Origin of the sequence: Bacillus sp. T33-2 (assembly GCF_002860205.1) — a bacterium.
In the GTDB taxonomy this organism is placed as follows: domain Bacteria; phylum Bacillota; class Bacilli; order Bacillales; family Cytobacillaceae; genus T33-2.
Genome location: NZ_PGVB01000029.1, coordinates 1 through 16,451, shown reverse-complemented (window position 1 = coordinate 16,451; position 16,451 = coordinate 1). Strand labels below are relative to the sequence as shown.

Below are 16,451 nucleotides of genomic sequence, written 5' to 3'. Positions count from 1 at the left end.
TGCACCTCCAACATGCAGCTTACTTTAAAACATCTTAATGCTTTGTTCAATTCTATCGTATTTAGTATAAAGTGTCTAATAATCAGGAGCCACGCCAATTCGGCCGGGGATATCAAGGCAGCAATTAACAGTAGTATCGTGAAATTCAAAACAAAATATGCCTTCGAGGCAAGCAAAAGCTTCGGTTCTTGTTCCGTTGAACCGAAGCTCTGATCCGTACCTTTAGTGCGGCACCCCTTTTTTATCACAACTGCTGATGTAAAATGGGCTTTCCGGTCAGCTAGTCTCTTTTTTTGTCAGTTCTACTGCGGCCGAAATGATCTGTTCCCTTGGGTATTCCTTCAATAGTGCAATTTCGAAAACTTGATCGAGATGGGTCACAGGGATAATTTCGATTCCAGTGATCTCGTGGAGGATTGTCTGCATATTTTCCTTTGGAATGATGACTTTTTTTGCACCTGCCTGTTTGGCTGCCTTTACCTTGGGGTACACGCCACCAATCGGCTTGACAAAGCCATGGATGCTGATTTCACCGGTCATCGCCACAGTATGGTCCATTGGGATTTTATAAATCGCGGAATAGATGCCTGTCGCCATTGCAATCCCTGCAGATGGCCCGTCTATCGGTATGCCGCCCGGGAAGTTGACATGGATATCAAACTCATCAGCAGGGACGCCCATCGAACGGAGGACAGTGATCACGTTTTCGATTGAGCCCCGTGCCATGCTTTTTCTCCGGATTGACTTTCCCTGCCCGCCGATGCTTTCTTCTTCGACAATGCCGGTAATATTGATACTGCCTTTTTCTTTCGCCTGAATGACGGTTACTTCAATCTCAAGCAGGGATCCCATATTCGGACCATACACGGCAAGCCCATTTACAAGGCCGACAGCTGATTTCTCATTGATTTTCCTTTCCAACCTTGGTGTCAGCTGGCTGGAATGGATCACCCACTCAATCTCTTCTTCTTTTATGAACGAACGCTCGTCCGAAATCGCCAGGCCTGCAGCAATCTGCACCATATTTACAGCTTCACGGCCGTTGCGCGCATAATTTGATAATGTGTCTATTGCGGATTCGCTCATTGAAAGGTTCACTTTTTTTGCGGCTTTTCTCGCGACTGCCTCAATTTCATCCTTGCTCAATTCCCTGAAGAATACCTCCATGCATCTTGACCGGATTGCCGGTGGAATTTCATTAGGCGTTCTTGTCGTAGCTCCAACAAGCCGAAAATCAGCTGGAAGCCCGTTTTTAAAAATATCATGGATATGGCTGGGGATTTGGGCATTTTCTTCACTATAATAAGCACTTTCAAGAAAAACTTTGCGATCCTCGAGCACCTTCAGCAGTTTGTTCATCTGGATCGGGTGGAGCTCTCCAATTTCATCAATGAATAAAACCCCGCCATGGGCGTTTGTAACCGCTCCCTGTTTTGGCTGTGGAATACCAGCCTGTCCCATGGCACCAGCACCCTGATAAATCGGGTCATGGACAGATCCGATCAGGGGATCCGCAATTCCTCTTTCATCGAAGCGGGCGGTTGTAGCATCAAGCTCCACGAATACAGAAGAATTTTGAAAAGGGGATTTGGCGTTTTGCTTCGCTTCCTCAAGCACAAGGCGCGCAGCCGCGGTTTTTCCCACTCCCGGGGGGCCGTATATGATGACATGCTGAGGGTTGGGTCCGCACAGCGCTGCTTTTAATGCCTTTATTCCGTCTTCCTGGCCGACAATATCCTTAAAGCTGGAAGGTCTGACTTTCTCCGACAAAGGCTCACTCAGGGAGATCGATCTCATCTTCTTCAACTGTTCCATTTCTTTCCTTGATTCCCTGTCAATTGAAATCTTTTGGCTCCGTTGATTTCTTAACAAATTCCAGAAATACAGCCCGATCACAATACCGAAAAAAAGCTGTATAAATAAGGCTATCCCCGTCCAACTCAATGGTATTCCCTCCTGAATATTTTGTTCTATTCGCTTTACCCTAGTATCCCCTTCACAGAGTTCGAATAAACAGGATTTCCAGGTAATTTTCAAAAGTTGAAAACCGGGCCATCAAGGAATTTATACTGAAAAAATAAAAAAGGCCAGGCGCAACGCCGGGCCTTTTTCGCCATTAAGCTGATGTTCTTTCTTCGTCGATGACTGTGCCGTCATTGAGAACCAATTTTGGAACGCTATGTTCTGTAACGGTCTCTTCCGTGATGATACATTTAACAATATCATCGCGGGATGGGAGGTCGAACATGACGTCCAGCATGATTCCTTCAATGATGGAACGGAGTCCGCGTGCCCCTGTCTTGCGCTCGATCGCTCTCTTCGCGATTTCGGAGAGGGCTCCTTCTTCAAACTCGAGCTCTACATCGTCAAGCTCAAGCATTTTTTGATACTGCTTCACAAGTGCATTTTTAGGCTTCGTCAAGATTTGGACCAGTGCATCCTCATCAAGCTGGGCAAGGCTTGCAATGACCGGAAGACGTCCGATGAATTCTGGTATCAAGCCAAATTTCAGAAGGTCTTCAGGAAGTACCTTGGATAGCAATTCCTTGTCATCGAGGTCCTGCCCCTTTTGATCGGAACCAAAACCGATTACTTTCTGTCCCAACCGGCGTTTAATGATGGATTCAATCCCGTCAAACGCACCGCCGCAAATGAACAAGATATTCGTTGTGTCAATCTGGATGAATTCCTGGTGGGGATGCTTGCGCCCGCCCTGTGGAGGAACGCTGGCAACTGTGCCTTCCAGGATTTTCAGCAATGCCTGCTGTACGCCTTCACCCGAAACATCCCTTGTAATTGAAGGGTTTTCTGATTTTCTGGCGATTTTATCAATTTCGTCAATATAAATGATGCCTTTTTCAGCCTTCTCCACATCATAGTCGGCCGCCTGGATAAGTTTAAGAAGGATATTTTCTACATCCTCCCCGACATAACCAGCTTCTGTAAGAGAAGTGGCATCAGCAATCGCGAAAGGAACATTCAAAATCCGTGCCAGGGTCTGGGCAAGAAGCGTCTTTCCGCTTCCTGTAGGACCAATCATGGCGATATTGCTTTTGGATAGTTCAACATCATCGATTTTGCTGTTTGAATTAATACGTTTGTAATGATTGTACACGGCAACAGACAAGTTCTTTTTCGCCTGTTCCTGCCCGATTACATATTCATCAAGGATATCGCGGATTTCCCTTGGCTTTGGAACATCTTTGAACTCAACTTCTTCTTCTGTCCCGAGCTCTTCCTCTACGATCTCCGTACATAATTCAATACATTCATCACATATATATACACCTGGTCCGGCAACCAGCTTGCGGACCTGGTCCTGTGTCTTTCCGCAAAAAGAACACTTCAGCTGCCCTTTTTCATCATTAAATTTGAACAATGACTTCACCCCTTGAAAACTTCTAAGCAAATATATAAAGCTGCGGATCAGAAGCAAAAACAATCAATATTTCACGTCTAACAACAGAATTCTTCAACAGTTATGTATTGCATTGTATCACATTTTACCAGGATACAGGAAATAATAACTCTTGGCGCGAAAAATTTTTACCTGACCTGAGCCGCTTTTAAAAATGATGTTATGTATTAATTAATCTTGTCCATAAATCGGCATCTTCAATCGACGGTTTATAAATTGCATAAATTTTGATGTATGTATGTACACTGAAACGAAGGATTAACTATGTATTGTACAAAACAAGGCACGATTTCATCGCGCCTTGTTTATATTCAAGTGTATATAATTATTATGCTACAGTCTTGCTGTTTTCCACAAGAAATTCGATTGCTTTTCTAAGCTGAAGATCACCTTTCAGGCCTTCAACGTTTCCGATTGCAGCCTTGATGTTTTCAACAGTCATGTTGTACTGTTCTGCCATTTTTTCCAGCTCGGCATTTACTTCTTCCTCAGTAACTTCAAGGTTCTCTTGCTTGGCTATCGCTTCAAGGGTAAGGTTTACGCGCACACGATTCGCTGCTTCTTCCTTCATTTGTTCACGAAGGGCATTTTCATCCTGGCCGGAAAATTGGTAGTAAAGCTCCATGTTCATGCCCTGCATTTGAAGGCGTTGCTCAAACTCGCTTACCATGCGGTCGATCTCAGTGTTTACCATGGCTTCCGGAATGTCGATTTCTGCGTTTGAAGCAGCTTTTTCAACTACAGCGTCACGGACATGGTGTTCAGCCTGATGTTGTTTGTCATGCTCAAGACGATTTTTGATCTTTTCCTTCAATTCGTCCAAAGTTTCAACTTCGTCATCTACATCTTTAGCAAATTCATCATCCAGCTCAGGAAATTCCTTGCCCTTGATTTCGTGTACTTTCACTTTAAACACAGCTAGTTTGCCGGCAAGCTCTGCAGCGTGGTACTCTTCAGGGAAAGTAACTTCTACTTCCTTCTCTTCACCAGCAGCAAGTCCAACAAGCTGTTCTTCGAAACCAGGGATGAATGAACCAGAACCCAGCTCCAATGAATAGTTGTCAGCCTGGCCGCCTTCAAAAGCTTCACCATCGACAAAACCTTCGAAGTCAATTACTACTGTGTCCCCATTTTCAGCCTGTCCTTCTTCTTTTACAACAAGCTCAGCCTGGCGCTCCTGCATTGCCTTGATTTCCTTTTCGACATCCTCATCAGTAACAGTGGCATCAAAAGCTTCTACTTCAAGGCCTTTGTAATCGCCCAGCTTTACTTCCGGCTTGACTGTTACAGTTGCCTTCACGACCATCGGCTCGCCTTTTTCAAACTTTTCGATATCAATTTCAGGGCGGTCAACTGGCTCGATACCAGTTTCTTCGATAGCATTTGCATATGCTTCTGGAAGCAGGATATCGATTGCATCCTGGTAAAGAGCTTCAACTCCAAAGCGCTTTTCAAACAGGGCGCGCGGCATTTTACCTTTACGGAATCCAGGAACATTTACTTGCTTGACAACCTTTTTGAATGCTTCGTTCAAGCCCTCATTAACCTTCTCCGCATCCAGTTCAATTGTAAGTACACCCTGATTGCCTTCTAACTTTTCCCATTTTGCAGACATACATTTCCCTCCAACAATCTATTATCATTTCATTGATTGGTCGATGAATACTTCTTTTCACACAAGTAACATCCATTTTTTAATGTAAAATATATATTTTTACACAATGCAACCACTACATTATAACACAGCTTTAAAACCTTTCAACAGCGAAGCTATATTCCCGGATAAGAAATTTCTTCTATTGATTTAATAAAAAGGACGGCCTGTTCGGCATCACTGGCAGAAACACCATATATGCCTGCGGCTTCTTCCACGCTTTCTTCCGAACCGTAGTACTCTCTCGCAGTATGGTAATAGGCAGCTGCCCAGACAGCAGGGCCTAGCGGCTCGGGTTCAAAAGGATACAGCAGGAAGTTATGCCTTTCTATCAGGCTCTTTATATTTTCGAACAGGACAGGGTCTCTGTTTTCAAGCTCGTCCCGCAAAATGGCGACCGTCGGCTGCATCCCTTCCATATCCTGCAGTTCAGGAAGATTGGAAGGGATGACTGTTTTCCTTCTTGCAAACTTGGTAATGTCAATTTCCCGGTCGTATTCCTGCTCTCTTAAAATATTGAGGAGCATTGTTTTCTGGAAGGGATGGCCTTCATCTGATGCGAGATAACTCTTAATTTCTTCCAGGTACGGACGGATGTTTTCCTTGGAGAGCCTGGCAGCAAGGAGCACCTGGTCTTTAGGGTCCTGATATGTAAATAGGCTCAGTCTTTCATCCTCATATTCACTTTCCAGCGATTCCTGTGTAGCTTCATTCCCTTTACCCTGAGCCATCCTCCTGCTGAAATGCAGCATTCTTGAAAAATGCTCGAGTTTTTCTTTAGGAATTTCCCGTTCCTCCAGCAATGCCTCTATCGTGGACACGATTTCATCGTATTCATTTAACTGGACAAGTATCATGATATACAAATCAATGATCTCGATATAATCGCCGATTCCTTTACGGAGCATTTCTGCAGCAAGCTCCTTAGCTTCCTTCAAATGCCCGGACTCGAAATTTGCCAGGACCAGGCCGATGTAAATATCACCATTTACCGGATCCAGCTTAAGCGCCTGTTCAAAGAAATGGGTGGCATCCCGGTATTTTTTTTGCTGAAGATGCTCAAGTCCTTTTTCCATCAAACGCCTGTCAAGGCCGGGAAATAGAATGATATTATCCTTATGTGAATCCCGTTTCGTCATGCCTTAAACCTGCCTTAATCAATTAGTTGAAGTTAGTTTAGCATGAATGCATCAAAAAACAAAAAGATTCACAGGAGGACTGTGAATCTTGTGCAAATGAACACGGTTTGAGCTGTTCATCCATGTAAAAGTGCAGAGAATTCACCAGAAGGAAAATTCTCTGCCTTTTTTAAACCAATTTCATTTTCCTGGTAAGTACATTTTTATTCCCGGTAAGTATAATCCATGTAGCTGTATTATAATGTAAAAAACGAGAATTATGTCCTAATATTTAACCCCTCGCTGTTTCATACGCACTGATTTTATCTTCCAGTTGCAAGGTTAGCCCGATTTCGTCCAACCCATTCATCAGCATTGTTTTCCAATACGGGTGGATGTCGAATTTCGCCCGGAATCCTTCTGGGCCCTCGACAACCTGATCCCTGAGCGAAACTGTCAAATCGACGGGGTTGTTGCGCGACAGTTCCAATAAGCGGCCTGTTTCCTCATCTGCAAGCACAACTGGAAGGATGCCGTTCTTCAGGCAATTTTGATAGAAAATATCAGCAAAAGACGGCGCAATGATCACTTTAAAACCATAATCCAACAGGGCCCATGGCGCATGCTCCCTGGATGAGCCGCAGCCGAAATTCTCGTTGGCTATTAAAATCGTTGCCCCCTGGTTTCCAGGCCTGTTCAGTTCGAAATCAGGATTTAATACTCCGTCAGAAATATAGCGCCAGTCGTAAAACAGAAACTCCCCGAAGCCCGTCTTTTCAATTCTTTTTAAAAATTGTTTCGGGATGATCTGGTCTGTATCAACATTTGCCCTGTCCAGTCCGGCAGCCTTCCCTTGATAGACATTAATACCCGACATGTTTTTTCCCTCCCTTAAACTTTGACTGCGGACATGTTTCGGATATCAGCAAACCGTCCATGCACGGCCGCAGCGGCTGCCATCGCCGGGCTGACCAGATGGGTTCTTGCCCCGGCTCCCTGCCGCCCTTCAAAATTCCGGTTTGACGTCGAAGCACAATGCTCCCCGGCAGGGACAAAGTCAGCATTCATGCTGAGGCACATGCTGCAGCCTGATTCCCGCCATTCGAACCCAGCCTCCTTGAAGATGGCATCCAATCCTTCTGCTTCGGCAAGCAGCTTAACATGCGCGGAACCCGGCACAACAATGGCCGTAACATCCTTATGCACCTTTTGGCCCCGCAATACTTCCGCAGCAGCCCGTAAATCTTCCAGCCGGGAGTTGGTGCAGGAGCCAATGAAAACCTTTTGGATTTTAATATCTTCGATTCTTTGGCCTTCAGACAGCCCCATATAGGCAAGCGCCCTATCAACAGCCTTCCTCTCAATCTCATTTCGGCATTCCTGCAAAAATGGTACGCGTCCTGTTACTGGTGCAGTCATCGAGGGGTTTGTGCCCCAGCTGACCATCGGGGCGATTTCACTGCCATCGATGGTGAGAATTTTATCGTAACTGGCATCCGGATCTGAGTCCAGTCCCTTCCATTCTTCTATTAATGAGAGGAGCTGCTCATCGGATGGCGCATATTTCCTTCCCTTTAAATAGATGAAAGTTTTTTCGTCCGGTGCAACGAGGCCGGCTTTTGCCCCTCCCTCTATCGACATATTGCAAACTGTCATCCTTTCCTCCATCGACATATTCCGGATCACATCACCGCAATATTCGATTACATGCCCAGTGCCGAATTTCACTCCATATTTGGACAAAATATAAAGAATGACATCCTTGGCACTGACACCAGGTCCAAGCTCGCCGTTTATTTGGAGTTTCAATGTTTTCGGCTTTGTTTGCCAAAGTGTCTGCGTCGCAAGCACATGTTCGACTTCACTCGTGCCGATGCCGAAAGCGAGAGCACCAAATGCCCCGTGGGTGGAGGTATGGCTGTCTCCGCAAACAATCGTCATCCCCGGTTTTGTCAACCCGAGCTGCGGTCCGATTACATGGACAATGCCCTGGTCGGGGCTATCCATATCGGCTAATGGGATGCCAAACTCGCGGCAATTTTCCCGCAGCGTATCCATTTGGTTTTTCGCGACCGGATCGTCAACCCGAAAACGGTTGACGGTCGGCACATTATGGTCCATCGTCGCAAACGTCAGGTCCGGCTTTCTTACCGCCCTGTTTTTCATTCGGAGCCCAGAAAAAGCTTGAGGTGATGTGACCTCATGGACTAAATGAAGATCAATATAGAGCAGGTCAGGTTTTCCTTCCTCCATGTGTACGACATGTTTTTCCCAGATTTTATCAATAATCGATTTCCCCATCGCTCACCCCTCCACGGACCCGATTTACAGCTGAAGCTACAATACTTTCGGTTCTCATCAAGATTCATCATTTTTTCATTGTTCAAACCAGGGTTTTATTTCTCTTCAAGTGGTTGATTAACAGATTGTGTAAAAAATTAAGCGTATGCACTCATGATGTTCAATATCGCTTCATTGTCGAGAATCGTTGCCTTTATTTCCTCAATCATTTCTTCAGTGCTAAAAGTTTGTTGCCCTGCCACGGCAATGTCGCTCGTCCGATAGCCTGCATCAAGCACCTGGCTGACTGCATTTTCTACTGCTGCCGCTTCTTCCTCCAACCCGAACGAATTCCTAAGCATCATTGCAGCTGAAAGGATCATGGCGATCGGATTGGCGACGTTCTTGCCTTTAATGTCCGGAGCGGAGCCGTGGATGGGTTCGTATAAATACGGGCCGCCTTGCGATACGCTTGCTGAAGGAAGCATTCCAAGTGAACCGGTCAGAACAGATGCTTCATCACTTAAAATGTCGCCGAACATATTTTCAGTGACGATGACATCAAACCGGCGCGGGTTTTTTATCATTTGCATTGCCGCATTGTCGACGAGCATATGTTCAAGGGTGACTTCCGGATATTCCTTTGCGATTGTTTCAGCTGTTTCCCTCCACATCCTGCTTGATTCCAAAACGTTGGCTTTATCGACCGAGGTCACTTTTTTGTTTCTGTTTTTAGCCAGTTCAAAAGCAAGCCGGATGACCCTGTCTATTTCTTTCCTCTGGTAAAAAAGAGTATCGACTACCGCGTCTTCCCCGTTTTGTGTTGTCCTTTCACTCGGCTTCCCGAAATAAAGCCCCCCGGTCAGCTCACGGACCATCAACAAATCCACGCCTTCGATTACCTCTGGCCGGAGCGGGGAAGAAGCCGACAGACTGGCATAATAGCGTGTCGGCCTGAGGTTGGCATAAAGCCCGAGTTCTTTCCTGATTTTCAACAGCCCTCTTTCAGGACGCAGGTGGCCAGGAAGTCCATCCCATTCAGGGCCCCCGACCGCCCCGAGCAGCACGGCATCGCTGCGTTTGCATATTTCAACGGTTTCATCAGGAAGAGGGGTACGACAGGAGTTAATCGCTTCTCCGCCAATACTGGCGTAGACAAACTGAAATTGATGCCCAAAACGTTCACCGACAGCCTGTAAAATGGTGACAGCTCCCCTTGTTACTTCCTTTCCAATTCCATCACCAGGCAGTACTGCGATTGTCTTTTTCATGTTATCCCTCCTGATATGATTTGTTTTTTTCTATCCAAGCACCGCTGTTTTTGAGCTTTCCTCAATAAAGAGCACCCGGTTCACAGCGTTCAAATATGCTTTTGCCGAGGCTTCCAGAACATCCTGCGCGAGTCCCCTGCCACTTGTTTCCTTGCCGGCATAATGCATTTTGACAAAAACCTGGGCAAGGGCGTCCCGTCCGGCACCGACAGATTGAATACGGTAATCAAGCAGGTGGATTGTTTCCTTCATGCATTTCTCAAGGGTGTTATAAAGGGCCTCAATGCTGCCCGAACCAGTAGCTGCCTCCTGGATTACTTCATTTTCACATCCAGAAAGCGTTACTGTTGCAGTTGGAACCTGGGTGGTACCATACTGCACCTGAATCGATACCAATTCATAAAATTGCTGGTCCTTGGAGAGCTTCTGCTCGAGAACAATTGCGGCCAGGTCATCGTCAGTCATCACTTTCTTGCGGTCAGCAAGATCCTTAAAGACAGCAAACAACCGGTTAATATCTTCGTCAGGAACGGCAAGCCCCAGTTCGGCCAGCCGGCTGCGGAACGCGTGGCGTCCTGAGTGCTTGCCAAGTACCATTGCGTTTGACTGGTATCCTACCAATTCCGGAGATATAATCTCATAAGTCGTCTTTTCTTTCAGGACGCCATCCTGGTGGATGCCGGACTCATGGGCGAACGCATTCCTCCCGACGACCGCTTTATTTGGAGGAACTTCTATTCCGGTCAGCTTGCTGACGAGGCTGCTTGTTCTGCTGATTTCTTTTAAATTCAGCCTTGTATCGGCCTGGTAATGGTCATTTCGTATGTTAAGCGCTACCGCAAATTCCTCAAGCGCTGTGTTGCCAGCCCGTTCCCCTATTCCATTAATGGTTCCCTCGACCTGGGTCACACCATTTCTTACTGCAGCAAGAGAATTCGAAACTGCCATCCCTAAATCGTCATGACAATGGGCCGACAGCTGTACCTTTCCAATAGAGGGAACATTAGCCAGCAAATATTGAAAAATGGCTCCGTATTCCTCTGGTGTTGTATAGCCTACAGTGTCGGGAATATTAATGACATGGGCCCCTGCCTGGATGACCTCTTCAACGATTTCAGCGAGAAATGGAAGGTCAGTCCTGGTTGCGTCCTCAGCGGACCACTGAATGACCGGGAACCTTTCTGCAGCGTACTTAACTGTAGTTATCGCTGTTTCCTTGACCTGTTCAGGTGTCTGTTTCAATTTGTACTTCATATGAATGGGAGAAGTGGCAATAAACAAGTGAAGCCGTGGTGCTGTACCTTCTCTCAACGCCTCCCATGCGGCATCGATATCAGAAAACACGGAACGGGCTAAGCCGGTTACAGAACATCCTTTTATGGTCCTGGCGATTTCACGGACCGAGGAAAGGTCACCCTTAGATGCTGCCGGAAAACCGGCTTCGATGATGTCCACATTCAACCTTTCCAGTTGCCTGGCGATTTCCAACTTTTCTGAAATATTAAGGTTGACCCCTGCTGACTGTTCCCCATCCCGCAATGTCGTGTCAAAAATATTAACCTTTTGCACCGGTGACCACTTCTCTCTGCTTTTCTTTGTTCACGAAAGGCATCATCTTCCTGAGTTCTTTGCCTACCACCTCAATCTGGTGGCTGTTTTCTCTTTCATTCACTGCGTTAAAGACCGGCCTGTTTGCCTGGTTTTCCAAGATCCATCCCTTTGCAAACTTGCCTTCCTGAATATCCTTAAGAACCGCTTTCATCTCATCCTTTACCCGTCCGTCGATGATCCGCGGCCCGCTGACAAAGTCACCCCATTGTGCAGTATCGGAGATCGAATAGCGCATTCCGGCAAGCCCTCCTTCATACATCAGGTCAACGATCAATTTCAGCTCATGGAGGCATTCAAAGTATGCCAGCTCCGGTTGGTACCCTGCTTCTGTCAGTGTTTCGAATCCCGCTTTTACGAGTGATGTAAGCCCGCCGCACAGTACTGCCTGTTCCCCAAATAAATCGGTTTCAGTTTCTTCTTTAAAGGTCGTTTCCAGTGCACCTGCACGAAGCGAGCCGATGCCTTTTGCATATGCCAGCGCAAGCTCCCTCGCTTCACCGGTCACGTCCTGATAAACGGCAAACAGTGCCGGGACGCCAGCGCCTTCCTGGTAAGTCCTCCTGACAAGATGTCCCGGTCCCTTCGGAGCGACAAGCAATACGTCAGAAGATTTCCGCGGTACGATCTGGTGAAAATGAATATTGAAACCGTGAGCGAACAACAGCGCCTGGTTAGTCAAATTCGGTTCAATTTCTTTTTTATAAACAGACGGCTGCATCTCATCAGGAAGCAAAATCATTACAACATCTGCCGCTGCGGTCGCCTTGCCGACACTGTACACTTTAAAGCCGTCGTTTTCTGCTTTCTCCCATGACTTGCCTTCCCTTAGGCCAATGACCACTTCCGTTCCGCTGTCACGCAGGTTCTGGGCATGTGCATGCCCCTGTGAGCCGTACCCGATGACCGCTACTGTTTTTCCCTTTAGATATGTTTCATTTGCATCGCCGTTATAGTACATTTTCGCCATTTTTCGTCTCCCTCTCTATTCATCTAATATTTAAACAATGGAATATGTCCTGGATTGGCCTCCTGGCCGCTGAGTCCCGCGCGGGAATGCAGTTGTACCGGTCCTCGCCATCTCTTTGATCCCATAAGGCTTAATCAGTTCGATAAAAGCCTCGACCTTCTCTGTTTCACCTGTAATCTGGATGGTCAGGCTGTCCTTGCTGACGTCAATCACTGATGCACGAAACGGCTCGATCAGCGAATAAAGTTCATTCCGGGCATTGGCCGGGGCAAGAACTTTGATCAATGCCAGCTCCCTCGCGACAATTGACTGGTCGCTGATATCGGCAACTTTAAGGACATCAATCTGTTTATTTAGCTGTTTTATAATTTGCTCGCCAATACGGTCATTCTCTACATCGACAACACATGTCATCCTGGATACACCTTCTTGTTCGGTGGGACCCACTGAAATACTTTCGATATTATAATTCCGTTTTGAAAATAAATTGGTTATCCGGTTTAAAACACCCGGCCTGTTGAGAACCGTCAACGTGATGATTCGTTTCATTTCTTTACACCCACCATCTCATGGAGCCCTTTTCCCGGGGCGATCATCGGAAATACATTTTCATCTGGCTCAATCCTGAAATCAAGCAGGACTGGTTCATTATCGGCCATAACCTGATTTAGGATTTGTTCGGCTTCTTCCTCTGTATTAATTTCGAAGCCTTTGATCCCATAAGCATCCGCTAATTTAACGAATGACGGCTGTGAAGTCATTTTGCTGTGCGAGAAGCGCGACTCGTAAAAAATTTCCTGCCATTGCCTAACCATGCCAAGCGCCTGGTTGTTAAAGATGGCTATTTTGATGGGAAGATTCATTTCTGCGATTACCGCGAGCTCCTGGGTCGACATTTGGAAACCACCGTCACCGAGAACTGCAACTACACATGCCGACGGATCCGCGAGCTGGGCCCCTATGCTTGCCGGAAGGCCGAATCCCATTGTGCCCAAACCTCCAGAGGTTACCCAGCGGTCAGCCTGGCTGAACTGGTAATATTGTGCGGCCCACATTTGATGCTGGCCCACATCGGTGACAACAATTGCTTCGCCGTTTGTTTTTTCATAGATCATTTCCATCACCCGCTGCGGCTTGAGGCTGGATGACTCATCATAAAAGTATGGATATTCTTTTTTCCACCCGTCCAGCGTTTCCATCCATTCGGAATGCTGCGGCCGTTTCCCTTGCTGCTTGATAAGGAGTTCCAAGGCGAACTTCGCATCCCCGACAATCGGAATTTGGGTTGGAATATTTTTGCCAATCTCCGCCGGGTCGATATCAATATGTGCTACAGTCGCTTTTGGAGCGAAGTGATTAAGATTTCCAGTCAAGCGGTCATCAAACCTGGCCCCGATGTTAATCAGCAAATCACATTCATACAATGCCATGTTTGCGGTATAGCAGCCGTGCATGCCGCCCAATCCGGCGAAAAGCGGATGGCCGGCCGGGAAACCGCCAAGTCCCAGAAGAGTATGGACAACAGGCAACTGCTGCTGTTCTGCATATTCTTTCAACAGCCCTGATGCTTTCGCGTGTAAAACTCCAGCCCCCGCAAGAATGACCGGCCGCTTCGCCCTGCTTACAGCCTCTGTCAGCTTCCTGATTTGCAGGTAGTTTGGTTCCAGTGTCGGCTGATAGCCAGGAAGCGAGATTTCCGGCTCCGGTGGCGCTTCTGCCACCCCCGCCGCTATATCCTTTGGAAAATCTATCAAAACCGGCCCTGGCCTGCCGCTTCTTGCGATGTAGAAAGCCTCCTTGATGATTCTCGGAATATCCTCTATGCTGCGGACCTGGTAATTGTATTTCGTAATAGGCGTTGTAATGCCCAGAATGTCGGCTTCCTGAAAAGCATCGGTCCCAATCACCCCTGTTGCCACCTGGCCGGTGAAAACGACCAGTGGCAGTGAATCCATCATGGCATCTGCAAGGCCCGTCACAATATTCGTTGCCCCCGGACCGGAGGTTGCTATCACCACACCTGGTTTGCCGCTGATCCTGGCATAGCCTTCAGCAGCATGGATGCCGCCTTGCTCATGCCTTGGAAGGATGTGGAGGATCCCTGAATCATATAATTTGTCATAGATCGGAAGCACCGCACCCCCCGGATACCCAAAAATCACTTCCACTTGTTCCTTCTCCAGTGATTCCAGTAATAGGTCTGCCCCACTTATAGGCCTGGCATCTGCTTTTGCTTGCTTGTAAGCAGCCTCCTGCAACATGTGTTTGATCCTCCCATCATTTTTTTGAAAAAATAAAAAGCCTTCTCATCTCCATATGCCTGCTGTTCGCAAGGCAAGGGATGAAAAGGCTTTGTTCACCTATTCCACGGTACCACCCTTATTCACGCATGTTTCGCGTGCACTTTTGGACAGTGTGCCCACTGCCCGTTTTGGTAACGGGTGCCAAACACCCGGCCGGCTTTACTGGACTGGCTTTCAAACCGGCGCTCCGAGGTGAGTTCATTCCGGGCTGGCATCGCCGGCTTTCAGCACCACCGGCTCTCTGTAGATCCCTGTACCCAAAATTACTTGTCCTCATCTTTGCTTTTCGATTATTTAACGCATGGGGACGGTTCTCTTGCTTCCTTTTAGCATCTCAAGACTAGCTTACATGCGGAGCCGCCTTTTGCGGGTAGACTTGAATTCCTTCAGAAACCACCCGTTCCCTGAATTTTTCTAAAATTCTGTTCGTGTGTACCCCTGGCATTCCGTCACCTATCGTTCTGCCGTCCACTTTTACGACAGCAATCACTTCAGCAGCTGTGCCTGTTAAAAATACTTCGTCAGCTGTATAAACATCGTGGCGTGTAAAAGGTTCTTCCTTCACTTCATAGCCAAGATCCTTTGCAATTTCCATGACTGCACTTCTTGTAATTCCTTCAAGAGCGCCTATATATCCAGGAGGTGTGTAAAAGCATCCTCCTTTTATAATGAAAATGTTATCTGCCGACCCTTCGGCAACATATCCCTGGTCGTTCAGCATCAGCGCTTCACTGACGTTCGCGAGATGGGCCTCAATGCGGACAAGTACATTGTTCAGGTAGTTCAATGACTTCACCTTCGGGCTCAGCACATCCGGCCTGTTTCTGCGTGTAGCGACAGTAATGATTTCAAGCCCTGTCTCGTAAAGTTCTTTAGGGAAGATCGAAAGCGGCTCAACGATGATGACCACGTTGGCTTTGGGGCATTTGAACGGATCCAGCCCCAGGTCCCCTATCCCGCGGGAAACCACTACACGGATATATGCATCTTCGAGACCGTTTTTCTCGACAGTCTGGACAATAAGCTCAGTCAATTCATCCTCTGAGTGGGGTATTTGAAGCATGATTGATTTAGCAGACCTGTATAGCCGGTCCATATGTTCTTCCATGCGGAAAATATTCCCGCTGTAAACCCGGATCCCTTCAAATATGCCGTCACCATATAAAAAACCATGGTCATAAACGGAAATTTTCGCGTTTTCTTTGGTGACAAATTCTCCGTTTAAATAAATCCATTGCTCGGGCACAAAAAACACTCCTTTTTAATGATTAGCCGCTTTAAACCGATAAAATTACAGGTACAAGTGAGCCCTATAAATGGCTTTGGCAAAAATTGTGCATGCACCATTGGTGTCAGTTTAAAAATCTAAGTTAAACTTGTTTTTTTTATTTGAGGACTATCTTACCCCCATTTTTCACATGCGTCAACAGGTTTTTTTGGAATTGTTTGATTATTTAAATTAGTCGGTAAATATGTATCCGCTTACAATGTTGATTTATTCACATTTAACGTCCTACATAATTTTTTATTTTTTTTTGAACCGTAACAACAACTTTACGTATTTAATGAGGAACCTGAATATGTAAAAAACACAAAAAAACCCATCTTGTGCAGATGGGTTTGGATTACGCTATGTAATGTAATGGCGTCCCAGGAGAGATTCGAACTCCCGACCGACAGCTTAGAAGGCTGTTGCTCTATCCTACTGAGCTACTGGGACATATTAATATTATATTATTTAGTTTTGAACACACATTGAATTCGTTCCGTCCTGATCTCAGAAAGATCATTCAAGAAGCGGCTCGATCAGTACGCTGAAGCTATTCCTT

Annotated in this window: 12 protein-coding genes, 1 tRNA gene and 1 other annotated feature; all 13 genes read right to left on the bottom strand. The window is 46.6% G+C overall.

All coding sequences use genetic code 11. The features are described from left to right. Positions 1 to 276 precede the first annotated feature (276 nt). On the bottom strand, positions 277 to 1,944 hold the full coding sequence (lonB, locus tag CVD19_RS18270) for an ATP-dependent protease LonB (protein WP_101584204.1): 1,668 nt from the start codon (positions 1,942 to 1,944) through the stop codon (positions 277 to 279). A gap of 172 nt (positions 1,945 to 2,116) precedes the next feature. Beyond that, positions 2,117 to 3,379 carry an ATP-dependent protease ATP-binding subunit ClpX gene (gene clpX, locus CVD19_RS18265; protein WP_101584203.1) on the bottom strand — a complete coding sequence of 421 codons (1,263 nt, stop codon included), beginning with the start codon at positions 3,377 to 3,379 and terminating at the stop codon, positions 2,117 to 2,119. A gap of 367 nt (positions 3,380 to 3,746) precedes the next feature. Then, a complete protein-coding gene (gene tig, locus CVD19_RS18260; protein ID WP_101584201.1) occupies positions 3,747 to 5,033 on the bottom strand; it encodes a trigger factor in 1,287 nt (428 codons plus the stop codon). 155 nt (positions 5,034 to 5,188) lie between these two features. Beyond that, positions 5,189 to 6,211, bottom strand: coding sequence for a tetratricopeptide repeat protein (locus CVD19_RS18255; protein WP_101584200.1), 1,023 nt, complete (start codon positions 6,209 to 6,211; stop codon positions 5,189 to 5,191). Between the two features lie 271 nt (positions 6,212 to 6,482). Continuing rightward, on the bottom strand, positions 6,483 to 7,067 hold the full coding sequence (gene leuD, locus CVD19_RS18250) for a 3-isopropylmalate dehydratase small subunit (RefSeq protein WP_101584197.1): 585 nt from the start codon (positions 7,065 to 7,067) through the stop codon (positions 6,483 to 6,485). A 14-nt stretch (positions 7,068 to 7,081) separates the two neighbouring features. Further along, on the bottom strand, positions 7,082 to 8,491 hold the full coding sequence (gene leuC / locus CVD19_RS18245) for a 3-isopropylmalate dehydratase large subunit (RefSeq protein ID WP_101584195.1): 1,410 nt from the start codon (positions 8,489 to 8,491) through the stop codon (positions 7,082 to 7,084). 137 nt (positions 8,492 to 8,628) lie between these two features. Continuing rightward, positions 8,629 to 9,741 carry a 3-isopropylmalate dehydrogenase gene (gene leuB, locus CVD19_RS18240; protein ID WP_101584193.1) on the bottom strand — a complete coding sequence of 371 codons (1,113 nt, stop codon included), beginning with the start codon at positions 9,739 to 9,741 and terminating at the stop codon, positions 8,629 to 8,631. 30 nt (positions 9,742 to 9,771) lie between these two features. Continuing rightward, a complete protein-coding gene (locus CVD19_RS18235; protein WP_101584190.1) occupies positions 9,772 to 11,310 on the bottom strand; it encodes a 2-isopropylmalate synthase in 1,539 nt (512 codons plus the stop codon). Next, the gene (gene ilvC, locus CVD19_RS18230; RefSeq protein WP_101584189.1) at positions 11,297 to 12,319 is read right to left on the bottom strand and encodes a ketol-acid reductoisomerase; all 1,023 of its coding nucleotides are present in this window, start codon (positions 12,317 to 12,319) and stop codon (positions 11,297 to 11,299) included. The genes CVD19_RS18235 and ilvC overlap by 14 nt, the downstream gene beginning before the upstream one ends. 30 nt (positions 12,320 to 12,349) lie before the next feature. Beyond that, the gene (gene ilvN / locus CVD19_RS18225; protein ID WP_101584186.1) at positions 12,350 to 12,868 is read right to left on the bottom strand and encodes an acetolactate synthase small subunit; all 519 of its coding nucleotides are present in this window, start codon (positions 12,866 to 12,868) and stop codon (positions 12,350 to 12,352) included. Further along, positions 12,865 to 14,580, bottom strand: a complete 1,716-nt coding sequence (gene ilvB, locus CVD19_RS18220; protein WP_101584184.1) for an acetolactate synthase large subunit — start codon at positions 14,578 to 14,580, stop codon at positions 12,865 to 12,867. The genes ilvN and ilvB overlap by 4 nt, the downstream gene beginning before the upstream one ends. Positions 14,581 to 14,653: 73 nt before the next feature. Continuing rightward, positions 14,654 to 14,911 (bottom strand) — a binding site (T-box leader). A gap of 51 nt (positions 14,912 to 14,962) precedes the next feature. Next, a complete protein-coding gene (gene ilvE, locus CVD19_RS18215) occupies positions 14,963 to 15,868 on the bottom strand; it encodes a branched-chain-amino-acid transaminase (RefSeq protein WP_101584182.1) in 906 nt (301 codons plus the stop codon). Between the two features lie 397 nt (positions 15,869 to 16,265). Next, positions 16,266 to 16,342 (bottom strand) — tRNA-Arg (locus tag CVD19_RS18210). Between the last annotated feature and the right edge of the window lie 109 nt (positions 16,343 to 16,451).

Bases quoted from the DNA above. Each gene is read 5' to 3' on its own strand.
- tig (WP_101584201.1), bottom strand. From the start codon at position 5,033: ATGTCTGCAAAATGGGAAAAGTTAGAAGGCAATCAGGGTGTACTTACA.
- CVD19_RS18255 (WP_101584200.1), bottom strand. From the start codon at position 6,211: ATGACGAAACGGGATTCACATAAGGATAATATCATTCTATTTCCCGGC.
- leuD (WP_101584197.1), bottom strand. From the start codon at position 7,067: ATGTCGGGTATTAATGTCTATCAAGGGAAGGCTGCCGGACTGGACAGG.
- leuC (WP_101584195.1), bottom strand. From the start codon at position 8,491: ATGGGGAAATCGATTATTGATAAAATCTGGGAAAAACATGTCGTACAC.
- leuB (WP_101584193.1), bottom strand. From the start codon at position 9,741: ATGAAAAAGACAATCGCAGTACTGCCTGGTGATGGAATTGGAAAGGAA.
- ilvC (WP_101584189.1), bottom strand. From the start codon at position 12,319: ATGGCGAAAATGTACTATAACGGCGATGCAAATGAAACATATCTAAAG.
- ilvN (WP_101584186.1), bottom strand. From the start codon at position 12,868: ATGAAACGAATCATCACGTTGACGGTTCTCAACAGGCCGGGTGTTTTA.
- ilvB (WP_101584184.1), bottom strand. From the start codon at position 14,580: ATGTTGCAGGAGGCTGCTTACAAGCAAGCAAAAGCAGATGCCAGGCCT.